This window comes from Curtobacterium pusillum, from assembly GCF_007680845.1.
Classification (GTDB): Bacteria; Actinomycetota; Actinomycetes; order Actinomycetales; family Microbacteriaceae; genus Curtobacterium; species Curtobacterium pusillum_B.
Genome location: NZ_VEIY01000005.1, coordinates 147,245 through 169,486, shown reverse-complemented (window position 1 = coordinate 169,486; position 22,242 = coordinate 147,245). Strand labels below are relative to the sequence as shown.

Here is a 22,242-nt window from a genome sequence, read left to right as displayed (position 1 = left end):
GATGGCGACAGGGTGCCGCCACCGGGCGCCGTCCCTTCCGCCAGAGCGACAGAGTCCCGCGAACTGTTCGCGGGACTCTGTCGCTTTCGCGAAACCGCCGCGGCCGCGCGGTGCCTACGCGTCGCCGGCGGTGCCGTCGAGCGCCGCCGCACTCCCGCCGATCGTGCCGATCAGCGCGTCGAGCGGCGCCCCCGACCCGTCCCGCTTCGACAGCCAGTCCGGCAGGGTCCGGGCAGCGCCGTCCGACCCGACCGCGTGCGGGGGAGCGATGCCCGCCCACGCCACGGTGAGGCCGTCCTCGCCCTTGAGGAACGCGTGCGCCCGGACACCTTGGGTCGCACGGCCCTTCGCCGGGAACTCCGACAGTGCGGAGACCTTCGCCCGGCCGGTGTCGGTGCCCGGCAACGCGGTGGAGGACGACGACACGGTGGCGACCACGGCGTCGTCCGACGGGGCGACGGAGCCGAACCAGATCACCGACGCGCCGGCAGCCAGCGCGACGCCGGCGACCCCTCCAGCGGGCAACCCCTGCGGCCGGACGCCGGACGCCGGGAACCGCAGCAGCTGTGCGTTCGAGGTGATGAACACGAGGTCGTCGGACTCCGGTGCCTGCGCGGCCCCGACCACGGCGTCGCCGGGCTTCAGGCCGATCGCGAGGAACTCGGGCTTGTCCGGCCAGGCTCCGGGCACCACGCGCTTGACGGTGCCCTGCACGGTGCCGATGGCGAGGGAGTCCGAGGAGGCGCCGGACAGGTCGACGAGGGCGACGACCTCTTCGCCGCGGGCGACCCCGAGGAAGTCGGTCACCCGGACCCCGGCGTCGAGCCGCACCGAAGCCGGCGGCACCGCGGGGACGTCGACGGGCGACATCCGGAGCACGCGCCCGGTCGAGGTCAGCGCGCCGACCTGCCCGCGGACGCTCGACACCACTGAGGAGCGCACCGCGTCGTGCTTGGAGCGCTTCGGGATCCGGACCACACCGAGGTCCGAGGTGGGGATGTCCACCCGTACCAGCCGCCCGGTCGTCGAGAGCAGCACGCGGCACGGGGCGTCGGCGATCTGCAGCGACTCGGGGTCCACCGCGGCCTTCTTGCCACCGCGGACCGGGGCGTCGGCCTCGGTCAGGAGCGTGCGGCGCGGGGTGGCGAAGCGGTCCGACACCTCGGTCAGCTCGAGCGCCACCTGCGCCCGGAGCCGTTCGTCGGAGGCCAGCAGTTCTTCGAGCGCGGTGATGTCGGCGAGCAGCTGGTCGCGCTCGCCCTCGAGCTCCATCCGCGAGAACTTCGTCAGGCGTCGCAGGCGCAGTTCGAGGATGTACTCGGCCTGCACCTCGGACAGGTCGAACACGTCGCGGAGCCTGGCCCGCGCGGCTTCGGAGTCGTCCGAGGTGCGGATGACCTGGATGACCTCGTCGATGTCGAGGATCGCGATGAGCAACCCCTCGACCAGGTGCAACCGTTCGCGGCGTCGCGCCAACCGGTACTGCGAGCGACGGGTGACGACGGCGAGCCGGTGCTGCACGTACACGTCGAGGAGCTCGCGCAGGCCCAGCGTCCGGGGTGAACCGCCCACGAGTGCGACGTTGTTGATGCCGAAGCCGTCCTCGAGCGGGGTGTGCTTGTAGAGCTGTTCGAGCACCGCGGTCGGGTTGAAGCCGCTCTTGATGCCGATGACGAGCCGGAGCCCGTGGTTGCGGTCGGTGAGGTCGTTCACGTCGGAGATGCCGACGAGCTTCTTCGACTGGACGCCGTCCTTGATCTTCTCGATCACGCGCTCGGGCCCGACGAGGTACGGCAGCTCGGTGACGACGAGGCCGACCTTGCGCGGCGTGAGGTTCTCGACGGTGACCTTCGACCGCGTGCGGAAGGAGCCTCGGCCGCTGGCGTAGGCGTCCCGCACGCCGGACAGCCCGACGATCGTGCCGCCGGAGGGGAGGTCCGGGCCCGGCACGAACTCCATGAGTTCCTCGAGCGTGGCGTGCGGGTTGAGCAGCAGGTGCTTCGCCGCCTCGACCACCTCGCCGAGGTTGTGCGGCGCCATGTTCGTCGCCATGCCGACCGCGATGCCCGACGCCCCGTTCACCAGCAGGTTCGGGAAGGCCGCGGGCAACACGCCCGGCTGCATGATCTGGTTGTCGTAGTTCGGGACGAAGTCGACGACGTCCTCGCCCAGCCCCTCGGTCATCGCCATCGAGGGCTCGGCCAGTCGGGCCTCGGTGTACCGGGCGGCGGCCGGCCCGTCGTCCAGCGAACCGAAGTTGCCGTGCCCGTCGACCAGGGGGACGCGCATCGTGAACGGCTGCGCCATGCGCACGAGGGCGTCGTAGATCGCGCCGTCGCCGTGCGGGTGCAGCTTGCCCATCACCTCACCCGTGACGCGCGCGCTCTTCACGTGCCCGCGGTCGGGACGCAGCCCCATCTCCGACATCTGGTAGAGGATGCGCCGCTGCACCGGCTTCAGGCCGTCGCGCGCGTCGGGGAGTGCCCGGGAGTAGATGACGGAGTACGCGTACTCGAGGAAGGAGCCCTGCATCTCTTCCGAGACGTCGACGTCCTCGATGCGTTCACCGTCGGGCAGGCCGACTGCTTCCGTGCGTGCCATGGCACCCTTCTGCGAGACTGGGGGAGATGGGAACAAGCGTACCGACGGCCCCCGACGCCACCGCGAACCTCGCCGACGTCTTCCCGAGTTGCCTCGTCGCGCTCGGGGCTGCGGACGACGCGTGGCTGCGTTCCACCGGACTGGAGGCGCGGATCACCCTCCGTCACGCCCGTTCCGCGATCGTCGTGCTGGTCGACGGCCTCGGTTCGGGTGCGCTGTCGGCTCGCGCCGGGCACGCGCGCTGGCTCACCGCCGCGAAGGGGACCGGCACGCTGAAGCGACTCCGGAGCGGGTTCCCGACGACGACGGCGGCGGCGCTGACGACCCTGACGACCGGACGGTCGCCCGGGACCCACGGCGTGGTCGGCTACAGCGGCTGGAACCCGGACACCGGCCGCGTGATGAACCTGCTCAGCGGGTGGGACGACCAGGTCCCCGCCGGCTGGCTCCTCGCTCCGACCCTGTTCTCCGGGGCCCCGGCGCTCGGCATCGACCCCGTCGTGGTCGGACCGGGCCGGTACCGCGCCTCGGGCATGACCGCGAACGTCCTCGGGGGAGCGCGCTACGTCTCGGCGGACTCGATCGCCCAGCGCGTCGACGCCGCTCTCGCCGAGACGGCTTCGGGCCGGTCGCTCGTGTACCTCTACGTCCCCGAGCTCGACTCGATCGGGCACAAGCACGGGTGGCAGTCCGACCGGTGGACGGCGTCGCTGGAGACCCTCGACGGCGAACTCGCCCGCCTCGACGCGCGCTCGGCCGGGGACGTCGGGATCGTCGTCACGGCGGACCACGGGGTGCTGGACGTCCCCGACCACGCGAACATCGCCATCGATCCGCTGCTGCTCGAGGACGTCGTCGGTGTCGCCGGCGACCCGCGCTGCCGCCAGCTCTCCGTCGCCCCGGGGACGGACGTCCGCGGGCTGGTCGGGGCGTTCCGGGCGCGGTACGGCAAGAAGGCGTACGTCGCCAGCCGCGACGAGGCGATCGAGGCCGGGTGGTTCGGGGCGGTCGTCCCCGAGGTCGTGGACCGCATCGGCGACGTCGTCCTCGTGGCGCGGAGCTCGTGGGCGTTCAACGACGACCGGGCGCTCCGCGACGGCGAGGACCCGAAGCGGATGATCGGGCAGCACGGCGCGATGACCGACGACGAGACGATGGTGCCGCTCCGACTCTCGGGCGCGTTCGCGAGCTGAGGGCCCGGGACGGACGGACCCCGGGACGCGAGGATGCGTACCGGGGCCGAGCCGCGCCTCCCGTCAGAGGCGGTGGGGACCGATCAGGCCGGGTCGTCGTCCGGACGGGTGCCGAAGACGATCTCGTCCCAGCTCGGCATCGACCGGCGGTTCCGCTTCTTGCGGTCCTGGCGGCCGTTCTCGGCCTCCGGTGCCGAACTCGGGCGGGCGTCCGGTTGCGGGGCGGTGTCGGAGGATTCTTCGAACCCTTGCAGGGGGATGTCGACGACGCTGATCGAGGTGCCGCGCGGCTCCTCCTGCTGCTCGCCGAACGCCGCGGCCTCACGCTCGCCGCGCCGGCGGCGGAGGGCCTCGAGCAGGTCGGCGGTCTCGTTGCCGGGGGCGCGCTCCTCGACGGCGGCGCCGATGCGCGGGAGCGGTGCGCGGAGCGGGCGCTCCTGGACCTCGGGGTTCGTGACGTCCTCGTCCGGCTCGTCGACACGGAACGCGCCGGAGTCGAAGCGGGTGCCGTCGGCGTCCTCGTGGTCGAACTCGACGGCGCGGAGGCGCGGCGCGATGCCCTCGTCCTCGGTGTGCGACAGGCGGTGGGCGTCGCCGTTGTCCGGCGTCAGGGTCGACGTCTTCGGGTCGAACCGCCACTGGGCGTCGTGCTCCACCTCGGCCGCGGTGTAGCGGACGCGCACCTGCCAGCCGCTCTCGACGTGCTTCCACGAGCCCCACGCGATCGCCGAGGCCTCGCCGGCCTCGAGCTTCGCCGTGATGGCGTCCCCGAAGGTGTCGGGCGACTCGGCGTCGACCGGGGTCACGGGGACGCGGTGCGCGGCGTCGAGGATGAACGCACGCTCGGCGAGCACGGGGCCCTCGAAGCGGCGGACGTACTCGACGTCGACGTCGAGCGCCGCAGCGACCTCGGCGGCGTCGGCTCCACCGCGGATGCGGGCCTGGACGTCCTTCGGCGACACGCGTTTCTGCGGTCCGGACTCGGGGTTCGCCTGCCGCACCTGACCCGGAAGCGACGAGGTGACGGGCAGCCGGAACTCGGTCCCGCCGTCGGTCGCGAGGAGGAGTGCCCCGGACTCCACTCCGATGACTCTCACGTCTTGCATGGTTCCGCCTTCCGAGCGTCGCGTACGGTCGTGCGTCGTACCCCGGAAGTATGCAGCCGCCTGGGCCCGATCCAGCGGAGGCGCACGGGCGTGCCGTGGACTGTCGGACGAACGTTTCCGCACGACGGGAATGGACGGGCGACGTCGCGGGTTGCAGCGCCATGACGACCCGCCGGACACCTCGGTTTGCGCTCTGGCGGGACGTGGTGCAAACTGTCGCCGCCGATCACCGGCGACGACCTCTCGATACGAGAAATGGATGGGCATGGCCACCGATTACGACGCCCCCCGGAAGACCGACGACAACTCTGACTCGGAGTCGATCGAGGCCCTCAAGGAGCGCGTTCCCGACAAGATGTCGGGGGTCGTCGATGATGATTCCGACAACCCCGGCAGCTTCGAGCTGGCCGGACAGGACCTCAGCGACGTCGACCTCGACGTCGTCGTGCTCCCGCCCCAGGTCGACGAGTTCACCTGTGTCGAGTGCTTCCTCGTGAAGCACCGCTCGCAGCTCGACCACGAGTCGAAGCTCGGTCCGGTCTGCGCGGAGTGCGCAGCGCTCTAGGGACGCACGAGACACGCTCGGCCCGCTGCTCTTCGGAGCGGCGGGCCGTTCGTCTTGCCCGGGGGCCGGCGGTTCTGCGTGCGGGGCGGGGCCGGGCCCCGGGGGCGCCGGGCGGAATCGGGCGTACCTGGTGGAATCGGGCGTACCCGGTCGGAACTTCTCGCCCGGTACGCCCGATCCGACCAGGTACAGCCCGCGCCGGGACGCCCTGCGCCCGCGCCGCGCCTCCCCGCGCGGATCAGGACTGCAGCGCCGCCACCACCGCGGACGGGTTCCGGACGCTGACCAACCAGTACGGCGTCGGGTCGGCGGCGTCCGTGACCTCGACGCGCACCACGCCGCGCACGTACCCGCGGAAGAGCGTCCACGCCCGGGCGTCGAGCTTCGGCCCGCGCTGGGTCGTGGCCTCGGCACCGTCGAACCCGGCGACCTCGCCCACCAGGGTGCGGGGAAGGTGCGCCCGTCCGGCGCGGAACTCGGTCTCGGTGACCTCGATCGTCGGGGCGAGCGCCCACAGCAGCACGATCACGCCGAGCTCCATGCCGATGGCGACGAGCACCCCGGTGAGCACGCTGATGGGCAGGAACACGAGGAGGCTCGCGGGGATGACGAGCGCGGTCGCCAGGTAGAGGACGGGCGGAGCCCACAGTCGTTCGCGGTACAGGGTCACGACACCATTCGACCACGACTCGGGGCAGGTCACGGAACGATCACGGTCTGCACTACCCTCAACACGTGACCGAACCAGTCGACGTGCTCTGGACCGGGGAGAACGCTCCCGGCTACGCCCATCCCGGCGACGCCGGTGCCGACCTCGTGTCCACCGAGGCCTTCGTCCTCGAACCCGGCGAGCGGCGCCTCGTCGGCACCGGCCTGCGGATCGCGCTGCCGGAGGGGTACGCCGCGTTCGTCGTCCCGCGCAGCGGTCTCGCGGCGAAGCACGGGATCACGATCGTGAACTCGCCCGGCACGGTCGACTCGGGCTACCGCGGGGAGCTCAAGGTCTCGCTGCTCAACACCGACCGGACCGAGCCGTACGAGGTGCACGTCGGCGACCGCATCGCCCAGATGATCGTCATGCCGGTCCCTCGTGTCGCCTTCACCCGCGTGGACGAGCTGCCCGACAGCGTCCGCGGCCAGGGCGGGTTCGGTTCGTCGGGCTACGGTGACCGGAGCGGCGCCGCCAGCGGTGCCGCCGACAACGCTCAGGAAGGAACGCGCGCATGAAGTTCGGCCGACGCAAGCGCGACGAGGTCGAGGTGGCGGAAGCCGTCGTCGACGACGTCGAGGTCGCTGACACCACGCCGGAGGTCGACATCGCGACCGACGCCGACGCAGACCTCGACGAGGTCGACGCCGTCGCGCCGACCGACAAGTCCGCCCCCGAGGACCGTTCCGAGAGCGGCCCGCACGACGAGACCGAGGCGAACCTGGTCCGCCCGTACGTCGACCTCGGCGGCGTGAAGGTCCTCCCGCGGGAGGGCCTGCACCTCCGGCTCGAGGTCGAGGAGGGCTCGCAGCGCGTCGTCGCGGTCGGGCTCGACTACGACGAGTCGACGCTCCAGGTCCAGCCGTTCGCCGCCCCGCGGTCCACCGGCCTGTGGCACGAGATCCGCGGCCAGATCGCCGAGCAGATCGAGCGCCAGGGCGGTGTCGTGACCGAGGTCGACGGCCCGTTCGGCCCCGAGCTCCGCGCCCAGGTCCCCGTCGTCACGGACGGCAGCGGCGTCACCGACGGTGCCCGCCCGGCACGCTTCATCGGCGTCGACGGCCCGCGCTGGTTCCTGCGCGGCGTGATCGCCGGCAAGGCCGCCGAGCAGCCCGACGACGCCAGCGAGATCGAGGACCTGTTCCGCAGCGTCGTCGTGGTCCGCGGGACCACGCCGATGCCGCCGCGCGACCTCATCCCGCTGCACATGCCGAAGTCGACGCAGTCGGCCATCTGAGCCTGGAGGCACGGTGCCGGACCACGACGACACCACCCGTCCCGACGGGGTCGCGTCGGACGCGACCCCGTCCTTCAACGACCAGTTCCGTGCGGCGGTCGCGAACACCGGTCTCGGCAAGGTCGCACCGGGTGAGGCGCCGTCCGGACAGGCCCTCGTCGCGGCCATCGGCGGCGTCCGCGGGCTCGTCGAGTCGGTGCTCCCGGGTCTGGCCTTCCTCGTCGTGTACGCGATCACGAAGGCCGTCGTCCCGAGCGTCCTGATCCCGGTCGCGATCGGCGTCGTCTTCGTGGTGCTCCGCCTGGTGCAGCGGCAGTCGATCGTGATGTCCTTCGCCGGCATCCTCGGCGTGGCCATCTCCGCCGGGCTGGCGCTCATCACCGGCCGGGCCGAGAGCAACTTCATCCCCGGCATCGTCATCAACGCCGTGTGGCTCGTCGGACTGCTCGTGACGCTCGCGGTCCGCCGCCCGCTCATCGGGGTCATCGTCGGGTTCCTGCTGCCGCCGGACGCGGACGGCACGCCCCAGGACTGGCGGGCGGACCCGGCCAAGCGCCGCGTGCTCACCGTCGCGACCTGGCTCTGGGTGGGGCTCTTCGCGATCCGGCTGCTCATCGAGGTCCCGCTGTACCTGACGGCCCAGGTCGAGCTGCTCGCCGGCATCAAGCTGATCACCGGCGTGCCGCTCTACGCGGCGTTGCTCTGGGTCACCTGGCTGCTCGTCCGGACGGTGTTCAAGCGCGAGGTCGACGCTCCCGCGGTGTAGAGTTGTCTCGACATCGAGACAATTTCCCACGGCCCTTCCCGGGCTGGCGGGATTAGGTTTGCCTTGCTGGTGGGACGCCCTGCGCCCCGCTTTGATGGGGGCACACCGATCAACCAGGGAGGCGGCACAGTGGCTGCAGTCAACAGCTTCGGCTCGAAGGACACGCTGAGCGTTGGGGGTGTCGACTACGCGATCCACCGGATCGACACCGTGCCCGGGCACGAGAAGCTCCCGTACAGCCTCAAGGTGCTGCTCGAGAACCTCCTCCGCACCGAAGACGGCAAGAACGTCACCGAGGAACAGATCCGGGCCCTCGGCTCCTGGCGGCCCGACGCCGAGCCGGACACCGAGATCCAGTTCTCGCCGGCGCGCGTCGTCATGCAGGACTTCACGGGCGTGCCGTGCATCGTCGACCTCGCCACCATGCGTGAGGCGATGGCCGACATCGGCGGCGACCCGAACAAGATCAACCCGTTGTCGCCGGCCGAGATGGTCATCGACCACTCCGTCATCGCCGACCTCTTCGGTCGGGAAGACGCCCTGCAGCGCAACACGGACCTCGAGTACGAGCGGAACGGTGAGCGCTACCAGTTCCTCCGCTGGGGCCAGACCGCGTTCGAGGACTTCAAGGTCGTCCCGCCGGGGACCGGGATCGTCCACCAGGTCAACATCGAGTACCTGGCGAAGGTCACGTACACGCGCGAGTTCGACGGCGAGCTCTTCGCGTACCCGGACACCCTCGTCGGCACCGACTCGCACACCACGATGGTGAACGGCCTCGGCGTGCTCGGCTGGGGCGTCGGCGGCATCGAGGCCGAGGCGGCCATGCTCGGTCAGCCCGTGTCGATGCTCATCCCGAAGGTCGTCGGCTTCAAGCTCTCCGGGTCGATCCCGGCCGGCGTGACCGCGACCGACGTGGTGCTCACCATCACGCAGGAACTCCGCAAGCACGGCGTCGTCGGCAAGTTCGTCGAGTTCTACGGCGAAGGCGTCGGCGAGGTCCCGCTCGCGAACCGCGCCACCATCGGCAACATGTCGCCGGAGTTCGGCTCCACCGCGGCGATGTTCCCGGTCGACGACGTCACGCTCGACTACCTCCGCCTGACCGGCCGTTCGGACGACCAGATCGCCCTCGTCGAGGCGTACGCCAAGGCCCAGGGACTCTGGCACGACGCGTCGGTCGAGCCGAACTACTCCGAGTACATGGAGCTCGACCTCTCCACGGTCGTCCCGTCCATCTCCGGCCCGAAGCGCCCCCAGGACCGCATCGAGCTGTCGAAGGCGAAGGACCAGTTCGAGGTCGACCTCGCCAACTACACCGAGCCGGCCGGCCAGACCGACCTCGACGACGCGGTGGAGGAGACCTTCCCGGCCTCCGACCCGATCGCCGCCGGGTCCACCACGGGCGACCTCACCACGCACCACCACGACTTCGTGTCGAGCGCCCCGTCGCACGCCTCGCAGCCGACGAAGGTCGCGATGGACGGGGCCGACCCGTTCACGATCGACCACGGCGCCGTCGCGATCGCCGCGATCACCTCGTGCACGAACACGTCGAACCCCTCGGTCATGATGGCCGCCGGCATCCTCGCCCGGAACGCCGCGAAGAAGGGCCTCAAGGCCAAGCCGTGGGTCAAGACCACCCTCGCGCCCGGGTCCAAGGTCGTCACGGACTACTACGAGAAGGCCGGCCTGACGACCTACCTCGAAGAGCTCGGCTTCTACACGGTGGGCTACGGCTGCACCACCTGCATCGGCAACTCGGGTCCGCTGCCCGACGAGATCTCGCAGGCCGTGCAGGACAACGACCTCGCCGTCACCGCGGTGCTCTCCGGCAACCGCAACTTCGAGGGGCGCATCAACCCCGACGTGAAGATGAACTACCTGGCGTCCCCGCCGCTGGTCATCGCCTACGCCCTCGCCGGGTCGATGCACTTCGACTTCGACAAGGACGCCCTGGGCAAGGACTCGGACGGCAACGACGTCTTCCTCCAGGACATCTGGCCCGACGCGGCCGAGGTGCAGCAGGTCATCGACACCTCGATCGACACCGAGATGTTCACCCACGAGTACGGCTCCGTGTTCGAGGGCGACGACCGCTGGAAGAACCTGCCCACCCCGACCGGTGACACCTTCGAGTGGGACCAGCAGTCGACCTACGTCCGGAAGCCCCCGTACTTCGAGGGCATGACGATGCAGCCCGACGCGGTGTCGGACATCTCCGGTGCCCGGGTGCTCGCGAAGCTCGGCGACTCGGTCACCACCGACCACATCTCGCCCGCCGGTTCCATCAAGGCCGACAGCCCCGCCGGCAAGTACCTCGCCGAGCACGGCGTCGACCGGAAGGACTTCAACTCCTACGGCTCGCGTCGCGGCAACCACGAGGTCATGATCCGCGGCACGTTCGCGAACATCCGTCTGCGCAACCAGCTGCTCGACGGCGTGGAAGGCGGCTACACCCGCGACTTCACGACGCCGGACGGTGCGCAGTCGTTCATCTACGACGCCTCGCAGCACTACCAGGAGCAGGGCATCCCGCTCGTCATCTTCGGCGGCAAGGAGTACGGCTCCGGCTCGTCCCGTGACTGGGCGGCGAAGGGCACCAACCTGCTCGGCGTCCGCGCGGTCATCACCGAGAGCTTCGAGCGCATCCACCGCTCGAACCTCATCGGCATGGGCGTCGTCCCGCTGCAGTTCCCGGCCGGCGAGTCGGTCGAGTCGCTCGGGCTCGACGGCACCGAGGTCGTCTCGATCTCGGGCCTCACCGAGCTCAACGAGGGGCGCACCCCGAAGACGGTGCACGTCACCGCCGAGCCGAGCGAGCACTCGCCCGCCGGCAAGCAGACGATCGAGTTCGACGCGGTCGTCCGCATCGACACCCCCGGTGAAGCGGACTACTACCGCAACGGCGGCATCCTGCAGTACGTGCTGCGGTCGCTCGTCTGACGCACCCAGAAGGCGGACGGGAGGCGCGGTGCCAGCTGGCACCGCGCCTCCCGTCCGTTGTCGGGTCGCGCGGATATGGTGGGCCGACAGCCCCACGAAAGGAGCGCCCGTGAGTCTGCTCTCGAGCATCACGTCGCCGCGCGACCTCAAGCGCCTGTCCGACCAGCAGATGACGGAACTGGCGGCGGAGATCCGGCGGTTCCTCGTGGCGGAGGTCGCGAAGACCGGCGGGCACCTCGGACCGAACCTCGGCGTCGTCGAGCTCACGCTCGCGATGCACCGGGTGTTCGACTCGCCGCACGACCCGATGGTCTTCGACACCGGGCACCAGTCGTACGTGCACAAGCTCGTGACGGGGCGGCAGGACTTCTCGCACCTGCGCGAGCGCGGGGGTCTGGCCGGCTACCCGCAGCGGAGCGAGTCGGAGCACGACATCGTGGAGTCCTCGCACGCGTCCTCGTCGCTGTCCTGGGCGGACGGCATCTCCCGCGCGTTCGTGCAGACCGGACAGGCCGACCGCACCGTGGTGGCCGTCGTCGGCGACGGTGCCCTCACCGGCGGGATGACCTGGGAAGCGCTCAACAACATCTCGGACGGCAACGACCGTCGCCTCGTGATCGTCGTGAACGACAACGGGCGCTCCTACGCGCCGACCATCGGGGGCATGGCGCGCTTCCTCAGCTCGGTGCGGACCCGTCGCGAGTACCGCGCCCTGTTCGAGAAGTCGCAGGCCGCGGCCGCACGGTTCGGTGCCCCGGGACGCGCCTTCTACCGCGGGGTCCGCGGTGGCCTGCACGGGTTCCTGTCGCGGTTCACGAACAACGAGGCCCTGTACTCGAACCTCGACATCAAGTACATCGGTCCGGTGAACGGGCACGACCAGCGCGCGATGGAAGCTGCACTCCGGCAGGCCAAGGAGTACGGCGCGCCGACGATCGTGCACGCCATCACCGAGAAGGGGCACGGTTTCGAGCCGGCGCTCCGCGACCAGGCGGACCAGTTCCACGCCGTCGGGCACATCGACCCGGAGACCGGTGAGTCGCTCGACGTGTCGTCGGGGCCGTCGTGGACGTCGGTGTTCGCGTCGACGCTCGCGGACGTCGGGGCGTCGGACCAGCGGATCGTGGCCATCACCGCTGCGATGCTCCGTCCGACCGGGCTGCACCTGTTCCAGGAGCGGCACCCGTCGCGCGTGATCGACGTCGGGATCGCCGAGCAGCACGCCGTGACGACCGCGGCCGGGCTCGCGTACGGGGGACTGCACCCCGTGGTCGCCCTCTACGCCACGTTCCTCAACCGCGCGTTCGACCAGGTGCTCATGGACGTCGCGCTGCACAAGGCGGGCGTCACGTTCGTCCTCGACCGCGCCGGCATCACCGGACCGGACGGGCCGTCACACCACGGCATGTGGGACCTCGCACTCCTCCAGGTCGTCCCGGGCATCCGGATCGCGGCGCCCCGGGACGCGGCGACACTGCGCGAGGAGTTCCACGAGGCCGTGGCCGTCGACGACGCCCCGACCGTCCTCCGCTGGTCGAAGGGTTCCGTCGGGCCGGACGTCCCCGCGCTCCGCCGGCTGCCCGACGGCGTCGACGTGCTGCGGGACGCGGAGTCGTCGCCGGACGTGCTGTTCGTCGCGGTCGGGTCGATGGTGCCCGTCGCGCTCGACGCGGCGGAGTTGCTGGAGGGGCAGGGCATCGGCGTGACCGTCGTCGACCCGCGATGGGTGGTGCCGATCCCGGCGTCGCTCATCGACCTCTCGAGGGACCACCGGCTCGTGATCACGATCGAGGACGGGGTCCGGGTCGGCGGGGTCGGCACGCGGCTGCGTCAGGACCTCCGGGCGGCCGGCGTCGACACCGGCGTGAACGAGCTCGGCCTGCCGGACGAGTTCATCGAGCACGCGTCGCGGTCGCAGATCCTCGCGGACGTCGGGCTCACGGCGCAGGCGATCGCGCGGGACGTCATCGACCAGGTCGTCGGGACGAAGTTGCCACAGGCGAAGCCGGCGCGGTCGCGGGAGTCCGCGGACCGCTGACGCGCGCGGCGCGGCTGACGCGCGGCGCTGGCGCGCGGGCGCGGCGGCTCGGCGCCCGGGCGTCGAACCACGGATGCGACGTCGAACCGGGCCGCGGGCGCCGTTCGACGTCGGTTCCGTGGTTCCACGCGCCGCGCCCGCGCCCCGACGTTCGGCGCGCGCGGCTCCGCGCGGGGACGGGCCTCCCGGTAGCGGCGACGCGACGAGGTCAGGCGGACGGCGCGGTCGGAGCGCCCGACCGCAGTCCGGCGAGGATCGCCCGGGCCATCGGCGTGACCCAGAGCACCTGGCCGTAGGACAGGCCGTCGCGACCCTCGCGGAGGATCTCCACCCGAGCGCTCGTCGCCGTCTCCCGGTGGAAGGCGAACACGATGTTCTCGGCGCGGAGGGCGAACGAGGTGCGTCGGCCGACGACGGCACCGTCCGGCCGGATCTCCATCGCGGCAGCCCCGGGCACGGCGTCCACGGCCCGCTGCAGGAGCGCCGGGACGTCGGCGAGCGGGACCGGCACCACGACGCTGGGACGGTCCGTCGAGGGCCTCGGTGCCCACCACTCCTGCGTCATGCTTGCACGCTACGCCTCGCGGCCCGGTCGCCGACGTCCGGGTCGAACCACGGAACCGACGTCGAACCGGGCGGTGTGCCTGGTTCGACGTCGGTTCCGTGGCGCGGAGCGACCAGCGCAGAGCGCCGGGCGACCAGCGCCGGGCGGCCAGCGCCGAGCGCCGCGTCAGCGCGAGGCGGGGCCGACGATCAGCGGGTCGTGGAACGAACCGCCGAACACGCGCTCGGACGCACCCGAGCGGTCGAGGTACGGGCTGATCCCGCCCGCCTGGAACGGGTAGCCGGCGCCGAGGATGAGACCGAGGTCGATCTCCTCCACGTGCTGCACCACCCCGTCGGCGAGCATCCGGTGCAGCTCGTCCGCGAGGGCGTCCTCGAACCGCTGCTGCATCGTCGCCGCGTCCACCGGCGAGGCGTCACGGCGAGCCGGCGCGACGAGCTTCACGGCAGCGGGGTCGTACCCGGTCGCGTTGCCCTTCTTGTCGCGCGTGAGGATGTGCCCGTACTCGGCGATCTTCTTCAGCCCGTCACCGGGGTAGAAGCGCTCCGGCCACGCGGCGTGGTGCGAGTCGAGCACGTGCGCGCCGACGGGGAGCCCGACGAGTTCGAGCAGCTCGAACGGCGACATCGGCAGACCGAGCGGCGCCGCACCCTGGGCGACGACGTCGAACGGGGTGCCCTCCTCGACGCCGCGCATCGCTTCGCCGAGGACGCGGGCGAGCACCCGGTTCACGACGAAGCCTGGCTGGTCGGCGGTGATGATCGCGGTCTTCTTGAGGGTCTTCGCCACGGCGAGGGCGGTCACGAGGGCCTCGTCCGAGGTCTTCGACGCCTGCACGACCTCGAGCAGCGGCATGACCGCGACCGGGTTGAAGAAGTGGAAGCCGACGAGGCGTTCCGGGTTCGTCAGCACCGACGCCATCTCGTCCACCGAGAGGGACGACGTGTTCGTGGCGAGGATCGCGTCGGGCGCGATGACCGCCTCGATCCGACGGAGGACGTCCTGCTTGACGGTCATCTCCTCGAACACGGCCTCGATCACCCAGTCGGCGTCCGCGAACGCGTCGTACGACACGGATCCGGACACGAGGGCGGTGATGCGGTTCGCGTCGTCGGGGGAGATGCGGCCCTTCGTCAGGAGCTCCTGGACGGACGCGCCGATCCGGGCGACCCCGGCGTCGACCCGCTCCTGCGAGACGTCGGTGATCACGACGGGGACACCGAGCCGCCGGGCGAAGAGCAGCGCGAACTGCGACGCCATGAGTCCGGCGCCGAGGACGCCGACCTTCGTGATCTTCTTCGGCTCGACCCCCTCGGGAGCACCGACCGGACGCTTCGCGCGCTTCTGCACGAGGTCGAAGGCGTACATCGACGCCGCGAACTGGTCGCCGGAGATGAGGTCGGCGAGGGCGTCGTCCTCGTCGGCGAAGCGGTCGTCGAGGGACCCCGACTTGGCCGAGGCGACGAGGTCGAGCGCCCGGAACGGCGACTTCGGGACGGTGCCGATCTTCGACGCCACCTGTCCGCGGGCGACCTTGACGACCGTGCCCCACGCGGCCTTCTCGAGCACGCCGGGCTCGTTCTTCCGGACGACCTTGGTCCGGCCGCTGACGACGCCGTCGGCCCACGCCACAGCCGAGGGCAGGAACGTCACCGACGGGATGAGGGCGTCGCCGATGCCGAGCTCGACCGCAGCCGGACCGTCCAGCAGCCGGTTGTTCTTGAGCGGGTTCTCGACGATGACGCGCAGCGCCTTCTCGGGGCCGATCAACCGGGGGAGCAGCGTCGCGCCGCCCCAGCCGGGGATGATGCCGAGGAAGACCTCCGGCAGACCGATGCCCTGCGCCGCCGAGGAGAACACGCGGTAGGTGCAGTGCAGGCCGATCTCGAGGCCGCCGCCGAGCGCGATCCCGTTGATGAACGCGAACGACGGGACACCGAGGTCGGAGAGCTTCCGGAGCGTGGCGTGGCCCAGGGCGGCCAGGTCGTGCGCGACTTCCCGCGACGGCACGGCGGCCGCCTGCGAGAGGTCCGCGCCGGCGGCGAAGCAGTACTCCTTGCCGGTGATCGCGACCGCCTGGACCGTGCCGGCCGCCGCTTCGGTCTTCAGGGTGTCCAGCACCCCGGACAGCTCGTGCAGCGTGCGCGGCCCGAGGGTCGACGGTCGCTTGTAGTCCTTGCCGTTGTCGAGCGTGATGAGCGCGAGCGTCCCGCCGGAGGGCAGGGCGACGTGCTTGACGTACGAGTGGGTGACGACCTCGTCCTCGCTGAGCGCGAGGAGCCGGTCGTTGTCGACGATGGTCATGCTCACGCCGCCTTCCGTGCTGCGGACTTGCTGAAGTTCGGGTTCTCCCAGATCACGGTGCCGCCCTGGCCGAGACCGATGCACATCGTGGTGATGCCGTACTTGACGTCGGGACGCTCGGCGAACTGCGCCGCGAGCTGGTTCATCAGGCGGACGCCGCTCGACGCCAGCGGGTGCCCGACGGCGATCGCGCCGCCCCAGGCGTTCACGTTCGCGGAGTCCTGGGCGATGCCGTAGTTGTCGAGGAAGGCGAGCACCTGGACGGCGAACGCCTCGTTGATCTCGAACAGCCCGATGTCGTCGATCGACAGTCCGGCCTTCGCGAGGGCCTTGTCGGTCGCGGGGACGGGACCGATGCCCATCACCTCGGGGTCCACGCCGGCGAACGCGAAGGAGACCATGCGCATCTTCGTCGGCAGGCCGTGCTGCTTCGCACCGTCCTCCGACGCGAGCAGGCTCATCGTGGCGCCGTCGTTGAGGCCCGCCGCGTTGCCGGCGGTGATCCGTCCGTGGGGCCGGAACGGCGTCTTCAAGGCGGCCAGCGCCTCCAGGGTGGTGCCGGGCCGGGGCGGCTCGTCACTGGACACGATGTCCCAGCCTTCACCGGTGTTCACCTCGACCGGGACGACGTCCGGCTGCAGCTTGCCCGCTGCCCACGCGGCGGCGTAGCGCTGCTGCGACTGGACGGCGAACGCGTCCGTGCGGTCCTTCGTGATCGCGGGGAAGCGGTCGTGCAGCCGCTCCGCCGTCTTGCCCATGACGAGGGCGTCGCCGTTCACCAGACGCTCCGCGACGAAGCGCGGGTTCGGGTCGGCGTTGAAGCCCATCGGGTGTCGGCCCATGTGCTCGACACCGCCGGCGATCGCGACGTCCGCGGCGCCGAAGGCGATCGCACCGGCGAGCGTGGTGACGCTCGTCATGGCGCCGGCGCACATCCGGTCGATGGCGTAGCCGGGGACGGTCTTCGGGAGGCCCGCGAGCATCCCGACGGTCCGGCCGAGCGTGAGCCCCTGGTCGCCTTGCTGGGTCGTCGCGGCGACGGCGACGTCGTCGACCGCTGCCCCGTCCAGCGAGCTGTTCCGGTCGAGGAGTCCGCGCATCGCGTGCACCGCGAGGTCGTCCGCGCGGGTCTTCCAGAACACCCCCTTCTCACCGGCTCGTCCGAACGGTGTCCGGACACCGTCCACGAAGACGACGTCTGCTGCCTTGGGCAATCTGGGCCTCCAGATCCTCATCGATCAGGTCGGGGCACGTTCCACCCCGACCGGCCGGGTTCCCCCGGCGACGGACACGACGCTATGCCCTCAGCCTGGGCGGACGCATGCCGGTTGGGGCGTTCCTACGACTGCGTGTTGCTCTCGGCAGCAGGGTCCTGTGCAGCAGCGACAAAGGCGTGCGCGATGATCGACGCCGTCTCCTCGACCTGCCACGGACGGGCGTCGTGCGCGGCGAGCACGGCGCCGACCGTCTCCGTCGCGATCGGCGTCGGCGGCTCCCACGCGACCGTGCGGAGGGTGTCCGGCGTGAGGAGGTTCTCGACGGGGAGGTCGAGCTCCTCGGCGCGGGCGACGACCGCGGCACGGGCGGCCTTGTAGCGCCGGTCGGCGGCCGGGTTGCGGTCGGCCCAGGCGCGGGGCGGTGGCAGCGTGGCCTCGCCGGCGCCGCGGAGCTTCGGGAGGTCCTCGGTCGTGCGACCCTCCTCGACGGCGGCCCACCACCGGTCGAGCTCGGAGCGGCTGGCGCGGCCGGTGAACGCCTTGACGCCGCTCAGCTCGCCCTTCGATGCGGGGTTGGCCGCAGCCGCCGCGACGATCGCGGCGTCGGGGACGGTCCGGCCCGGGGCGATGTCGGCCTCGCGGGCGTACGTGTCGCGTGCGGTCCAGAGGGAGCGGGCGATCGCGAGGGCACGGGCGCCGCGGAGCGCGTGCATGCCGGAGAGCCGGCGCCAGGGCTCGGCACGCGGCGGCTTCGGCGCCCGGTGCAGCACGGCGTCGAACTCCTCCTGGGCGATGCGGGTCTTGCCCGCCTCCTCCAGCACTGCCGCGAGGGCGTCCCGGAGGTCGGGGAGGAGCTCGACGTCCAGCGACGCGTACACGAGCCACGACTGGGGGAGCGGACGGGTCGACCAGTCCGCGGCCGAGTGCGCCTTCGCGAGCGTGATCCCGAGCAGCTGCTCGACGACCGCGCCGAGACCGACCCGCGGGAACCCGGCGATGCGGGCCCCGAGCTCGGTGTCGAAGATGCGGGTCGGGACGAGGCCGACCTCCTGCAGGCACGGGAGGTCCTGCGATGCCGCGTGGAAGAGCCACTCCTCGTCGACGATGGCGTCCTGCAGCTCGGTGAAGTCGCCGATCGGGATCGGGTCGAAGAGGAACGCGCCGGCACCGCGGCGGAACACCTGGATGAGGTAGGCGCGCTGCGAGTACCGGTAGCCGCTGGCGCGCTCGGCGTCGAGGGCGACCGGGCCGTGTCCGGCGGCGATCGCGGCGACCGCCTCCAGGTACTCCTCGCGCGTGTCGATGACCTTGACGGCCTCGTGCGACGCCTCGAACGCCGGCGCGGCCGGAGCCGCCGGCGCGGCCGGAGCCGCCGACGCGGCCGGAGCCGCCGACGCGGCCACGCCGTCCGGGGTGGTCGCGGCGGCGGCACCGTCGGGACCGGACGAGCCGCCCGCACCGCCCGGCGCCGCGGGGACCGCTGGAACGGCGGGGTCAGTCACGGGCGAGCCTCCTCGGGGCCAACAGGGTCACGCCATCCGACGCGGGCGGCAGACCGGCGAGCATCGCGACGATCTCCTCCCAGGCCTCGACGTGGGCGGTCAGGTCCGCGTCCCGCGGCGTCCACGACGCGCGCAGCTCGAGCTGCGCCCCGTCGCCCTGCGCCGCGAGGTCGCCGTACCCCCGCGAGATGATCTTGGTCGCCGTGCCGGAGGCGTGGTCGTACGCGGCCCCGTGCGCCGCGAGTGCGTCCACGAGCCAGCTCCACGTCACGTCGGCGACGAACTCGTCGACACCGATCTCCGGCTCGAGCGGTGCCTGGGCGAAGCTGACGATGCGGAACGCGCCGCCCCACCCCTCCGGTTCGTCGGGGTCGTGCAGGGCGATGAAGCGCCCGGTCCCCAGGTCGGAGTCGATGCCGTGCGCTGCACCCGAGACGTCCGCCGCCAGGGCGATCGAGAACGGCGCGATGCGCGACGGCGAGGGGATCTCGGTGATCGTCGTCTCGGCGCGGGTACCCCCCGACGCCACGAACGCACGGAGCCGCGCGAAGGCGTCGGGCTCTCGGGTTTCGGACACGAATGCAGACTAGGCTCCGGACCATGTCCCGATCCGCGCGACCCGCCGAGGACGTCCTCCAGGAGACCGCACGATCGGCCGGGTTGGTCGCCCTCGGGGCGGGTGTCGCGGCGGCCGCGGTCACCACGGCGGTCGTCGGTGGCTTCGTCGCAGCGGTCGCCCGCGCGGTCGTCACACCGGACCGGAAGCGCACCGAACGGGTGCCGATCCACGCCGTCGACCCGATCCGGATGACCGTCACGCTCGAACGCACCGCGGACACCGAGCTGCAGGGCCGGTACAGCCTCTGGTTCGGTGGCGGCACCGGACACATGCGCGTCGGCGAGGTCCTCGGGACGACCGACACCTCCGTCACGCGACGCATCATCGCGATCGACGCCGGCGACCCCACCGCTGCCCGTCGCGGCCGGTGGGGTGGCTGGTTCTACCTCACCCCCGGGGAGCTCGACGTCCCGGTGGAGGACGTCGACGTCCCCACCCCGAACGGTCCGGCGCCCGCGTGGATCATCCGTGCCGACGACCCGGACGCACCCTGGGCCGTCCTCGTGCACGGTCGTGGCGTGACCCGCGCCGAGACCATCCGCGCGGTGCCGGTCTTCCGCGCCGCCGGGTACTCCGTGGTGCTGGCGAGCTGGCGGAACGACGGCGTCGCCCCGCGCAGCGCCGACGGCCGCTACGGCCTCGGTAGCACCGAGTGGGAGGACATCGACGCGGTCCTCCGCTGGCTCGCCGGTCGGGGCGCGACGAGCGTCGTGCTGATGGGGTGGTCGATGGGCGGGGCCGTCGTGCTGCAGACCCTCGTCCGGTCGCGGTTCGCCGACCTCGTCGACGGGATCGTCCTCGAGTCGCCCGTGGTCGACTGGCACGCCGTCCTCAAGTCGCAGAGCCAGCTGCTCCGCCTGCCGCGCCCGGTCCGGAAGGTCGCGCAGCGACTCCTCCGCACGCCGGTGCTGCACCGGCTTACCGGGCTCCGGCAGCCCCTGGACCTGCGAGAGCTCGACATGGTCGCGCGCGCCGACGAACTGCACGTGCCGATCCTCCTCATGCACAGCGACGACGACGGCTTCGTGCCGTCCTCGGCGTCGCACGCCCTCGCCGAGGCCCGACCGGACCTCGTCCGGCTCGAGATCCAGACGACCGCGCGGCACACCAAGCTCTGGAACCACGATGCGGACTGGTTCGACGCGCGGATCATCGCGTGGCTCACCGAAGTGGTGCAGACATCGAAGGCGACGCGCGCGCAGTAGACGCACGGCAGACGGACTGGAGGTGGGCCGCACCAGCCGGTACCGGCGCACCGCTCCAGCGGGGTGACGGCCGTGCCTGGGGGGGACGGTGCCAGCTGGCCCCGCGCGCTCCCGTCCGCTCGTGGTGCGGCCCGGGCACCGCCAGACGCCGAACGGTTCGGCCGACGTGGGGGTGGGGTGACACCGGAGGTCGTCGTACGGCGGAAGCCACGGTTCAAGCCGTGATGGGCACGGACCGCGTTCTCCAGGACGATCGGTGAATCGATCGTGAGTCGCGGGACCTCGGTCGCCTCGCGTCCTTCGGCTCGGCGTGCTCTCGTCCCGTCGAAGTCGGTCACCTGCACTCCGTCGTGATCGTCTGATTCGAAGCTGAACGCCGCCAAGAACCGTCGCCGATCCGGCCCGCGGTTGCCACAATCCGCCACGTGCCGGGCTGGGATCGAGCATCGAACGTGATCCGGGCTATGAGCGGAGGCGCTGCGGCGACGTTGCTGAGGTCCAGGTCCTGAAGAGCGTCTTCGGGCACTGTCAGATCGAGGACGATGGCGTAGAACGCGCTCTTGTGCTTGCCGATGACGTATCCGAGTGCGGCTCGCCCGTCGCCGAGGGGGATGGCGAACACGTCGCCGATCTCGACCCTGGAGACCTGTTGCTTCGCACTCAACGCGGACTTCCTCGCTCGCACTTGACCCTGCACGGCAGGAGTTGCCGTTGAGTGCGGCCGCCCGGACACGGTCGGATGCGGTCGTGCGGAGGCGATTCGCTTTCTTTTCCTTACTGAGCCATTTGGATATCGTCCGGTGGGCTCCACCTCGACGCGGACTTCCTCCCGCCGCGCAGTAAGATTCTTTTGCTCATCTGATGCCGATCATCAGACATGGAGACTCACTCTGTTCGCGCCACTGGGCCTGCGAAGGAGCAGTTTTGTGTTGGTTGCGGACGTGGGCGCCCCCTTCGGCCGCTTTCCGGAGACAGCTACGTGCTTGAATCAGGTCGGAAATCCGCGGATGTGCAAGACAGCCAGGATCTCTGATCGGTCTTCGCGGACGCCGATGATGAGCGCGCCATCCGGCGCGGGCAGGTCCAACAAGAGAACTGCCTCGCCGTTCTGGTCTCGCAGGGCGAGAACGAACGCATCGAGTCCTCGGACATCAACGCCGCTCCGAATGGCGGCGGAGTACTTCTGTTCGAACGTCCGTGCGGTCCGAGTTGCGTCTTGGCGGTGCAACGCGAATTCTGCTTCGGGGGAGAGGTCTTGCAGCGCATCTTCGGCGACACTGCGATTGGGAACGTTCGATCGATGCAGCAGCTGTTCGAGTTGTGCGCGCTCGAGGGTGCTTTGTGGCTCGCCTCGATCGTGTACGAATGCGCTGACAACGGTGGGTGTCGTCGCTGCGAGGACCACCAGCAGGACGTTCCCGTTTGCTTCTGCTCGGCACAGACGCACCAACTCGCCATCGAATGCTCGAACTTCGTCCGCGACTCGTGCCAGTCCTTCTGTAGAACGGGCGTACGTCTTGTCGATCATCTTCGCCAGTGAGGCCGCTGGCATCGCGACGACATCGACCGACGCGTCCACAGCCACCAGACGGTCGATCGCGTGGAGGACCTCGCGCGGTACCGGTTCGACACCACGAGCGAGCATCGTTCGGAGCTCGGCTGCGGTCAT

The 22,242-nt window shown here is 71.2% G+C and carries 18 protein-coding genes; 8 read left to right on the top strand and 10 right to left on the bottom strand.

Annotated features, from left to right (window positions below; all coding sequences use genetic code 11):
• Positions 1-114: 114 nt before the first annotated feature.
• Positions 115-2,601 (bottom strand): DNA gyrase/topoisomerase IV subunit A, encoded by a 2,487-nt coding sequence (locus FS825_RS12535; RefSeq protein WP_144713485.1) that lies wholly within the window; start codon positions 2,599-2,601, stop codon positions 115-117.
• A 26-nt stretch (positions 2,602-2,627) separates the two neighbouring features.
• On the opposite strand from FS825_RS12535, the gene FS825_RS12530 reads away from it, so the two are divergent.
• A complete protein-coding gene (locus FS825_RS12530; RefSeq protein WP_144713483.1) occupies positions 2,628-3,794 on the top strand; it encodes an alkaline phosphatase family protein in 1,167 nt (388 codons plus the stop codon).
• Positions 3,795-3,877: 83 nt separating this feature from the next.
• On the opposite strand, the gene sepH is transcribed toward FS825_RS12530, so the two are convergent.
• A complete protein-coding gene (sepH, locus tag FS825_RS12525) occupies positions 3,878-4,891 on the bottom strand; it encodes a septation protein SepH (protein WP_186377224.1) in 1,014 nt (337 codons plus the stop codon).
• Positions 4,892-5,165: 274 nt separating this feature from the next.
• Between sepH and FS825_RS12520 the strand changes: the two genes are divergently transcribed.
• Positions 5,166-5,465, top strand: coding sequence for a DUF4193 domain-containing protein (locus FS825_RS12520; RefSeq protein ID WP_031263038.1), 300 nt, complete (start codon positions 5,166-5,168; stop codon positions 5,463-5,465).
• A 238-nt stretch (positions 5,466-5,703) separates the two neighbouring features.
• Here FS825_RS12520 and FS825_RS12515 read toward each other — a convergent pair whose 3' ends face one another.
• Positions 5,704-6,135 carry a DUF3093 domain-containing protein gene (locus FS825_RS12515; protein ID WP_144713479.1) on the bottom strand — a complete coding sequence of 144 codons (432 nt, stop codon included), beginning with the start codon at positions 6,133-6,135 and terminating at the stop codon, positions 5,704-5,706.
• A gap of 65 nt (positions 6,136-6,200) precedes the next feature.
• Between FS825_RS12515 and dut the strand changes: the two genes are divergently transcribed.
• The 5 genes from dut (at position 6,201) to dxs (ending at position 13,161) form a co-directional block, all read left to right on the top strand.
• Positions 6,201-6,692, top strand: a complete 492-nt coding sequence (gene dut, locus FS825_RS12510; RefSeq protein WP_144713477.1) for a dUTP diphosphatase — start codon at positions 6,201-6,203, stop codon at positions 6,690-6,692.
• The gene (locus tag FS825_RS12505; RefSeq protein ID WP_260981158.1) at positions 6,689-7,411 is read left to right on the top strand and encodes a DUF3710 domain-containing protein; all 723 of its coding nucleotides are present in this window, start codon (positions 6,689-6,691) and stop codon (positions 7,409-7,411) included. Before dut ends, FS825_RS12505 begins: the two co-directional genes overlap by 4 nt.
• 13 nt (positions 7,412-7,424) lie before the next feature.
• Positions 7,425-8,177, top strand: coding sequence for a DUF3159 domain-containing protein (locus FS825_RS12500; protein WP_144713475.1), 753 nt, complete (start codon positions 7,425-7,427; stop codon positions 8,175-8,177).
• Between the two features lie 129 nt (positions 8,178-8,306).
• A complete protein-coding gene (gene acnA, locus FS825_RS12495) occupies positions 8,307-11,123 on the top strand; it encodes an aconitate hydratase AcnA (protein WP_144713473.1) in 2,817 nt (938 codons plus the stop codon).
• A gap of 109 nt (positions 11,124-11,232) precedes the next feature.
• The gene (dxs, locus tag FS825_RS12490; RefSeq protein ID WP_144713471.1) at positions 11,233-13,161 is read left to right on the top strand and encodes a 1-deoxy-D-xylulose-5-phosphate synthase; all 1,929 of its coding nucleotides are present in this window, start codon (positions 11,233-11,235) and stop codon (positions 13,159-13,161) included.
• A 208-nt stretch (positions 13,162-13,369) separates the two neighbouring features.
• Here dxs and FS825_RS12485 read toward each other — a convergent pair whose 3' ends face one another.
• From FS825_RS12485 to FS825_RS12465, 5 genes are all read right to left on the bottom strand, one after another.
• Entirely contained in the window at positions 13,370-13,726 is a 357-nt protein-coding gene (locus tag FS825_RS12485) for a hypothetical protein (protein WP_144713469.1), read from the bottom strand.
• A 165-nt stretch (positions 13,727-13,891) separates the two neighbouring features.
• Complete coding sequence (locus FS825_RS12480; protein ID WP_144713758.1) at positions 13,892-16,030, bottom strand: 3-hydroxyacyl-CoA dehydrogenase NAD-binding domain-containing protein; 2,139 nt, start codon at positions 16,028-16,030, stop codon at positions 13,892-13,894.
• A gap of 2 nt (positions 16,031-16,032) precedes the next feature.
• Positions 16,033-17,265, bottom strand: a complete 1,233-nt coding sequence (locus FS825_RS12475) for a thiolase family protein (protein WP_222126933.1) — start codon at positions 17,263-17,265, stop codon at positions 16,033-16,035.
• 104 nt (positions 17,266-17,369) lie between these two features.
• Complete coding sequence (locus tag FS825_RS12470; protein ID WP_395886142.1) at positions 17,370-18,749, bottom strand: HRDC domain-containing protein; 1,380 nt, start codon at positions 18,747-18,749, stop codon at positions 17,370-17,372.
• Positions 18,742-19,326, bottom strand: coding sequence for a DUF3000 domain-containing protein (locus tag FS825_RS12465; RefSeq protein WP_144713465.1), 585 nt, complete (start codon positions 19,324-19,326; stop codon positions 18,742-18,744). Before FS825_RS12465 ends, FS825_RS12470 begins: the two co-directional genes overlap by 8 nt.
• A gap of 23 nt (positions 19,327-19,349) precedes the next feature.
• On the opposite strand from FS825_RS12465, the gene FS825_RS12460 reads away from it, so the two are divergent.
• A complete protein-coding gene (locus FS825_RS12460; protein WP_186377223.1) occupies positions 19,350-20,573 on the top strand; it encodes an alpha/beta hydrolase family protein in 1,224 nt (407 codons plus the stop codon).
• A 334-nt stretch (positions 20,574-20,907) separates the two neighbouring features.
• Here FS825_RS12460 and FS825_RS12455 read toward each other — a convergent pair whose 3' ends face one another.
• The gene (locus tag FS825_RS12455) at positions 20,908-21,237 is read right to left on the bottom strand and encodes an Imm26 family immunity protein (RefSeq protein WP_186377222.1); all 330 of its coding nucleotides are present in this window, start codon (positions 21,235-21,237) and stop codon (positions 20,908-20,910) included.
• A 324-nt stretch (positions 21,238-21,561) separates the two neighbouring features.
• Positions 21,562-22,242, bottom strand: coding sequence for a hypothetical protein (locus FS825_RS12450; RefSeq protein WP_144713459.1), 681 nt, complete (start codon positions 22,240-22,242; stop codon positions 21,562-21,564).

Coding starts and splice junctions, on each gene's coding strand:
- FS825_RS12460 (WP_186377223.1), top strand. CDS start 19,350: ATGTCCCGATCCGCGCGACCCGCCGAGGACGTCCTCCAGGAGACCGCA.
- FS825_RS12535 (WP_144713485.1), bottom strand. CDS start 2,601: ATGGCACGCACGGAAGCAGTCGGCCTGCCCGACGGTGAACGCATCGAG.
- FS825_RS12475 (WP_222126933.1), bottom strand. CDS start 17,265: ATGAGGATCTGGAGGCCCAGATTGCCCAAGGCAGCAGACGTCGTCTTC.
- FS825_RS12520 (WP_031263038.1), top strand. CDS start 5,166: ATGGCCACCGATTACGACGCCCCCCGGAAGACCGACGACAACTCTGAC.
- FS825_RS12505 (WP_260981158.1), top strand. CDS start 6,689: ATGAAGTTCGGCCGACGCAAGCGCGACGAGGTCGAGGTGGCGGAAGCC.
- FS825_RS12450 (WP_144713459.1), bottom strand. CDS start 22,242: ATGACCGCAGCCGAGCTCCGAACGATGCTCGCTCGTGGTGTCGAACCG.
- FS825_RS12485 (WP_144713469.1), bottom strand. CDS start 13,726: ATGACGCAGGAGTGGTGGGCACCGAGGCCCTCGACGGACCGTCCCAGC.
- FS825_RS12480 (WP_144713758.1), bottom strand. CDS start 16,030: ATGACCATCGTCGACAACGACCGGCTCCTCGCGCTCAGCGAGGACGAG.
- FS825_RS12530 (WP_144713483.1), top strand. CDS start 2,628: ATGGGAACAAGCGTACCGACGGCCCCCGACGCCACCGCGAACCTCGCC.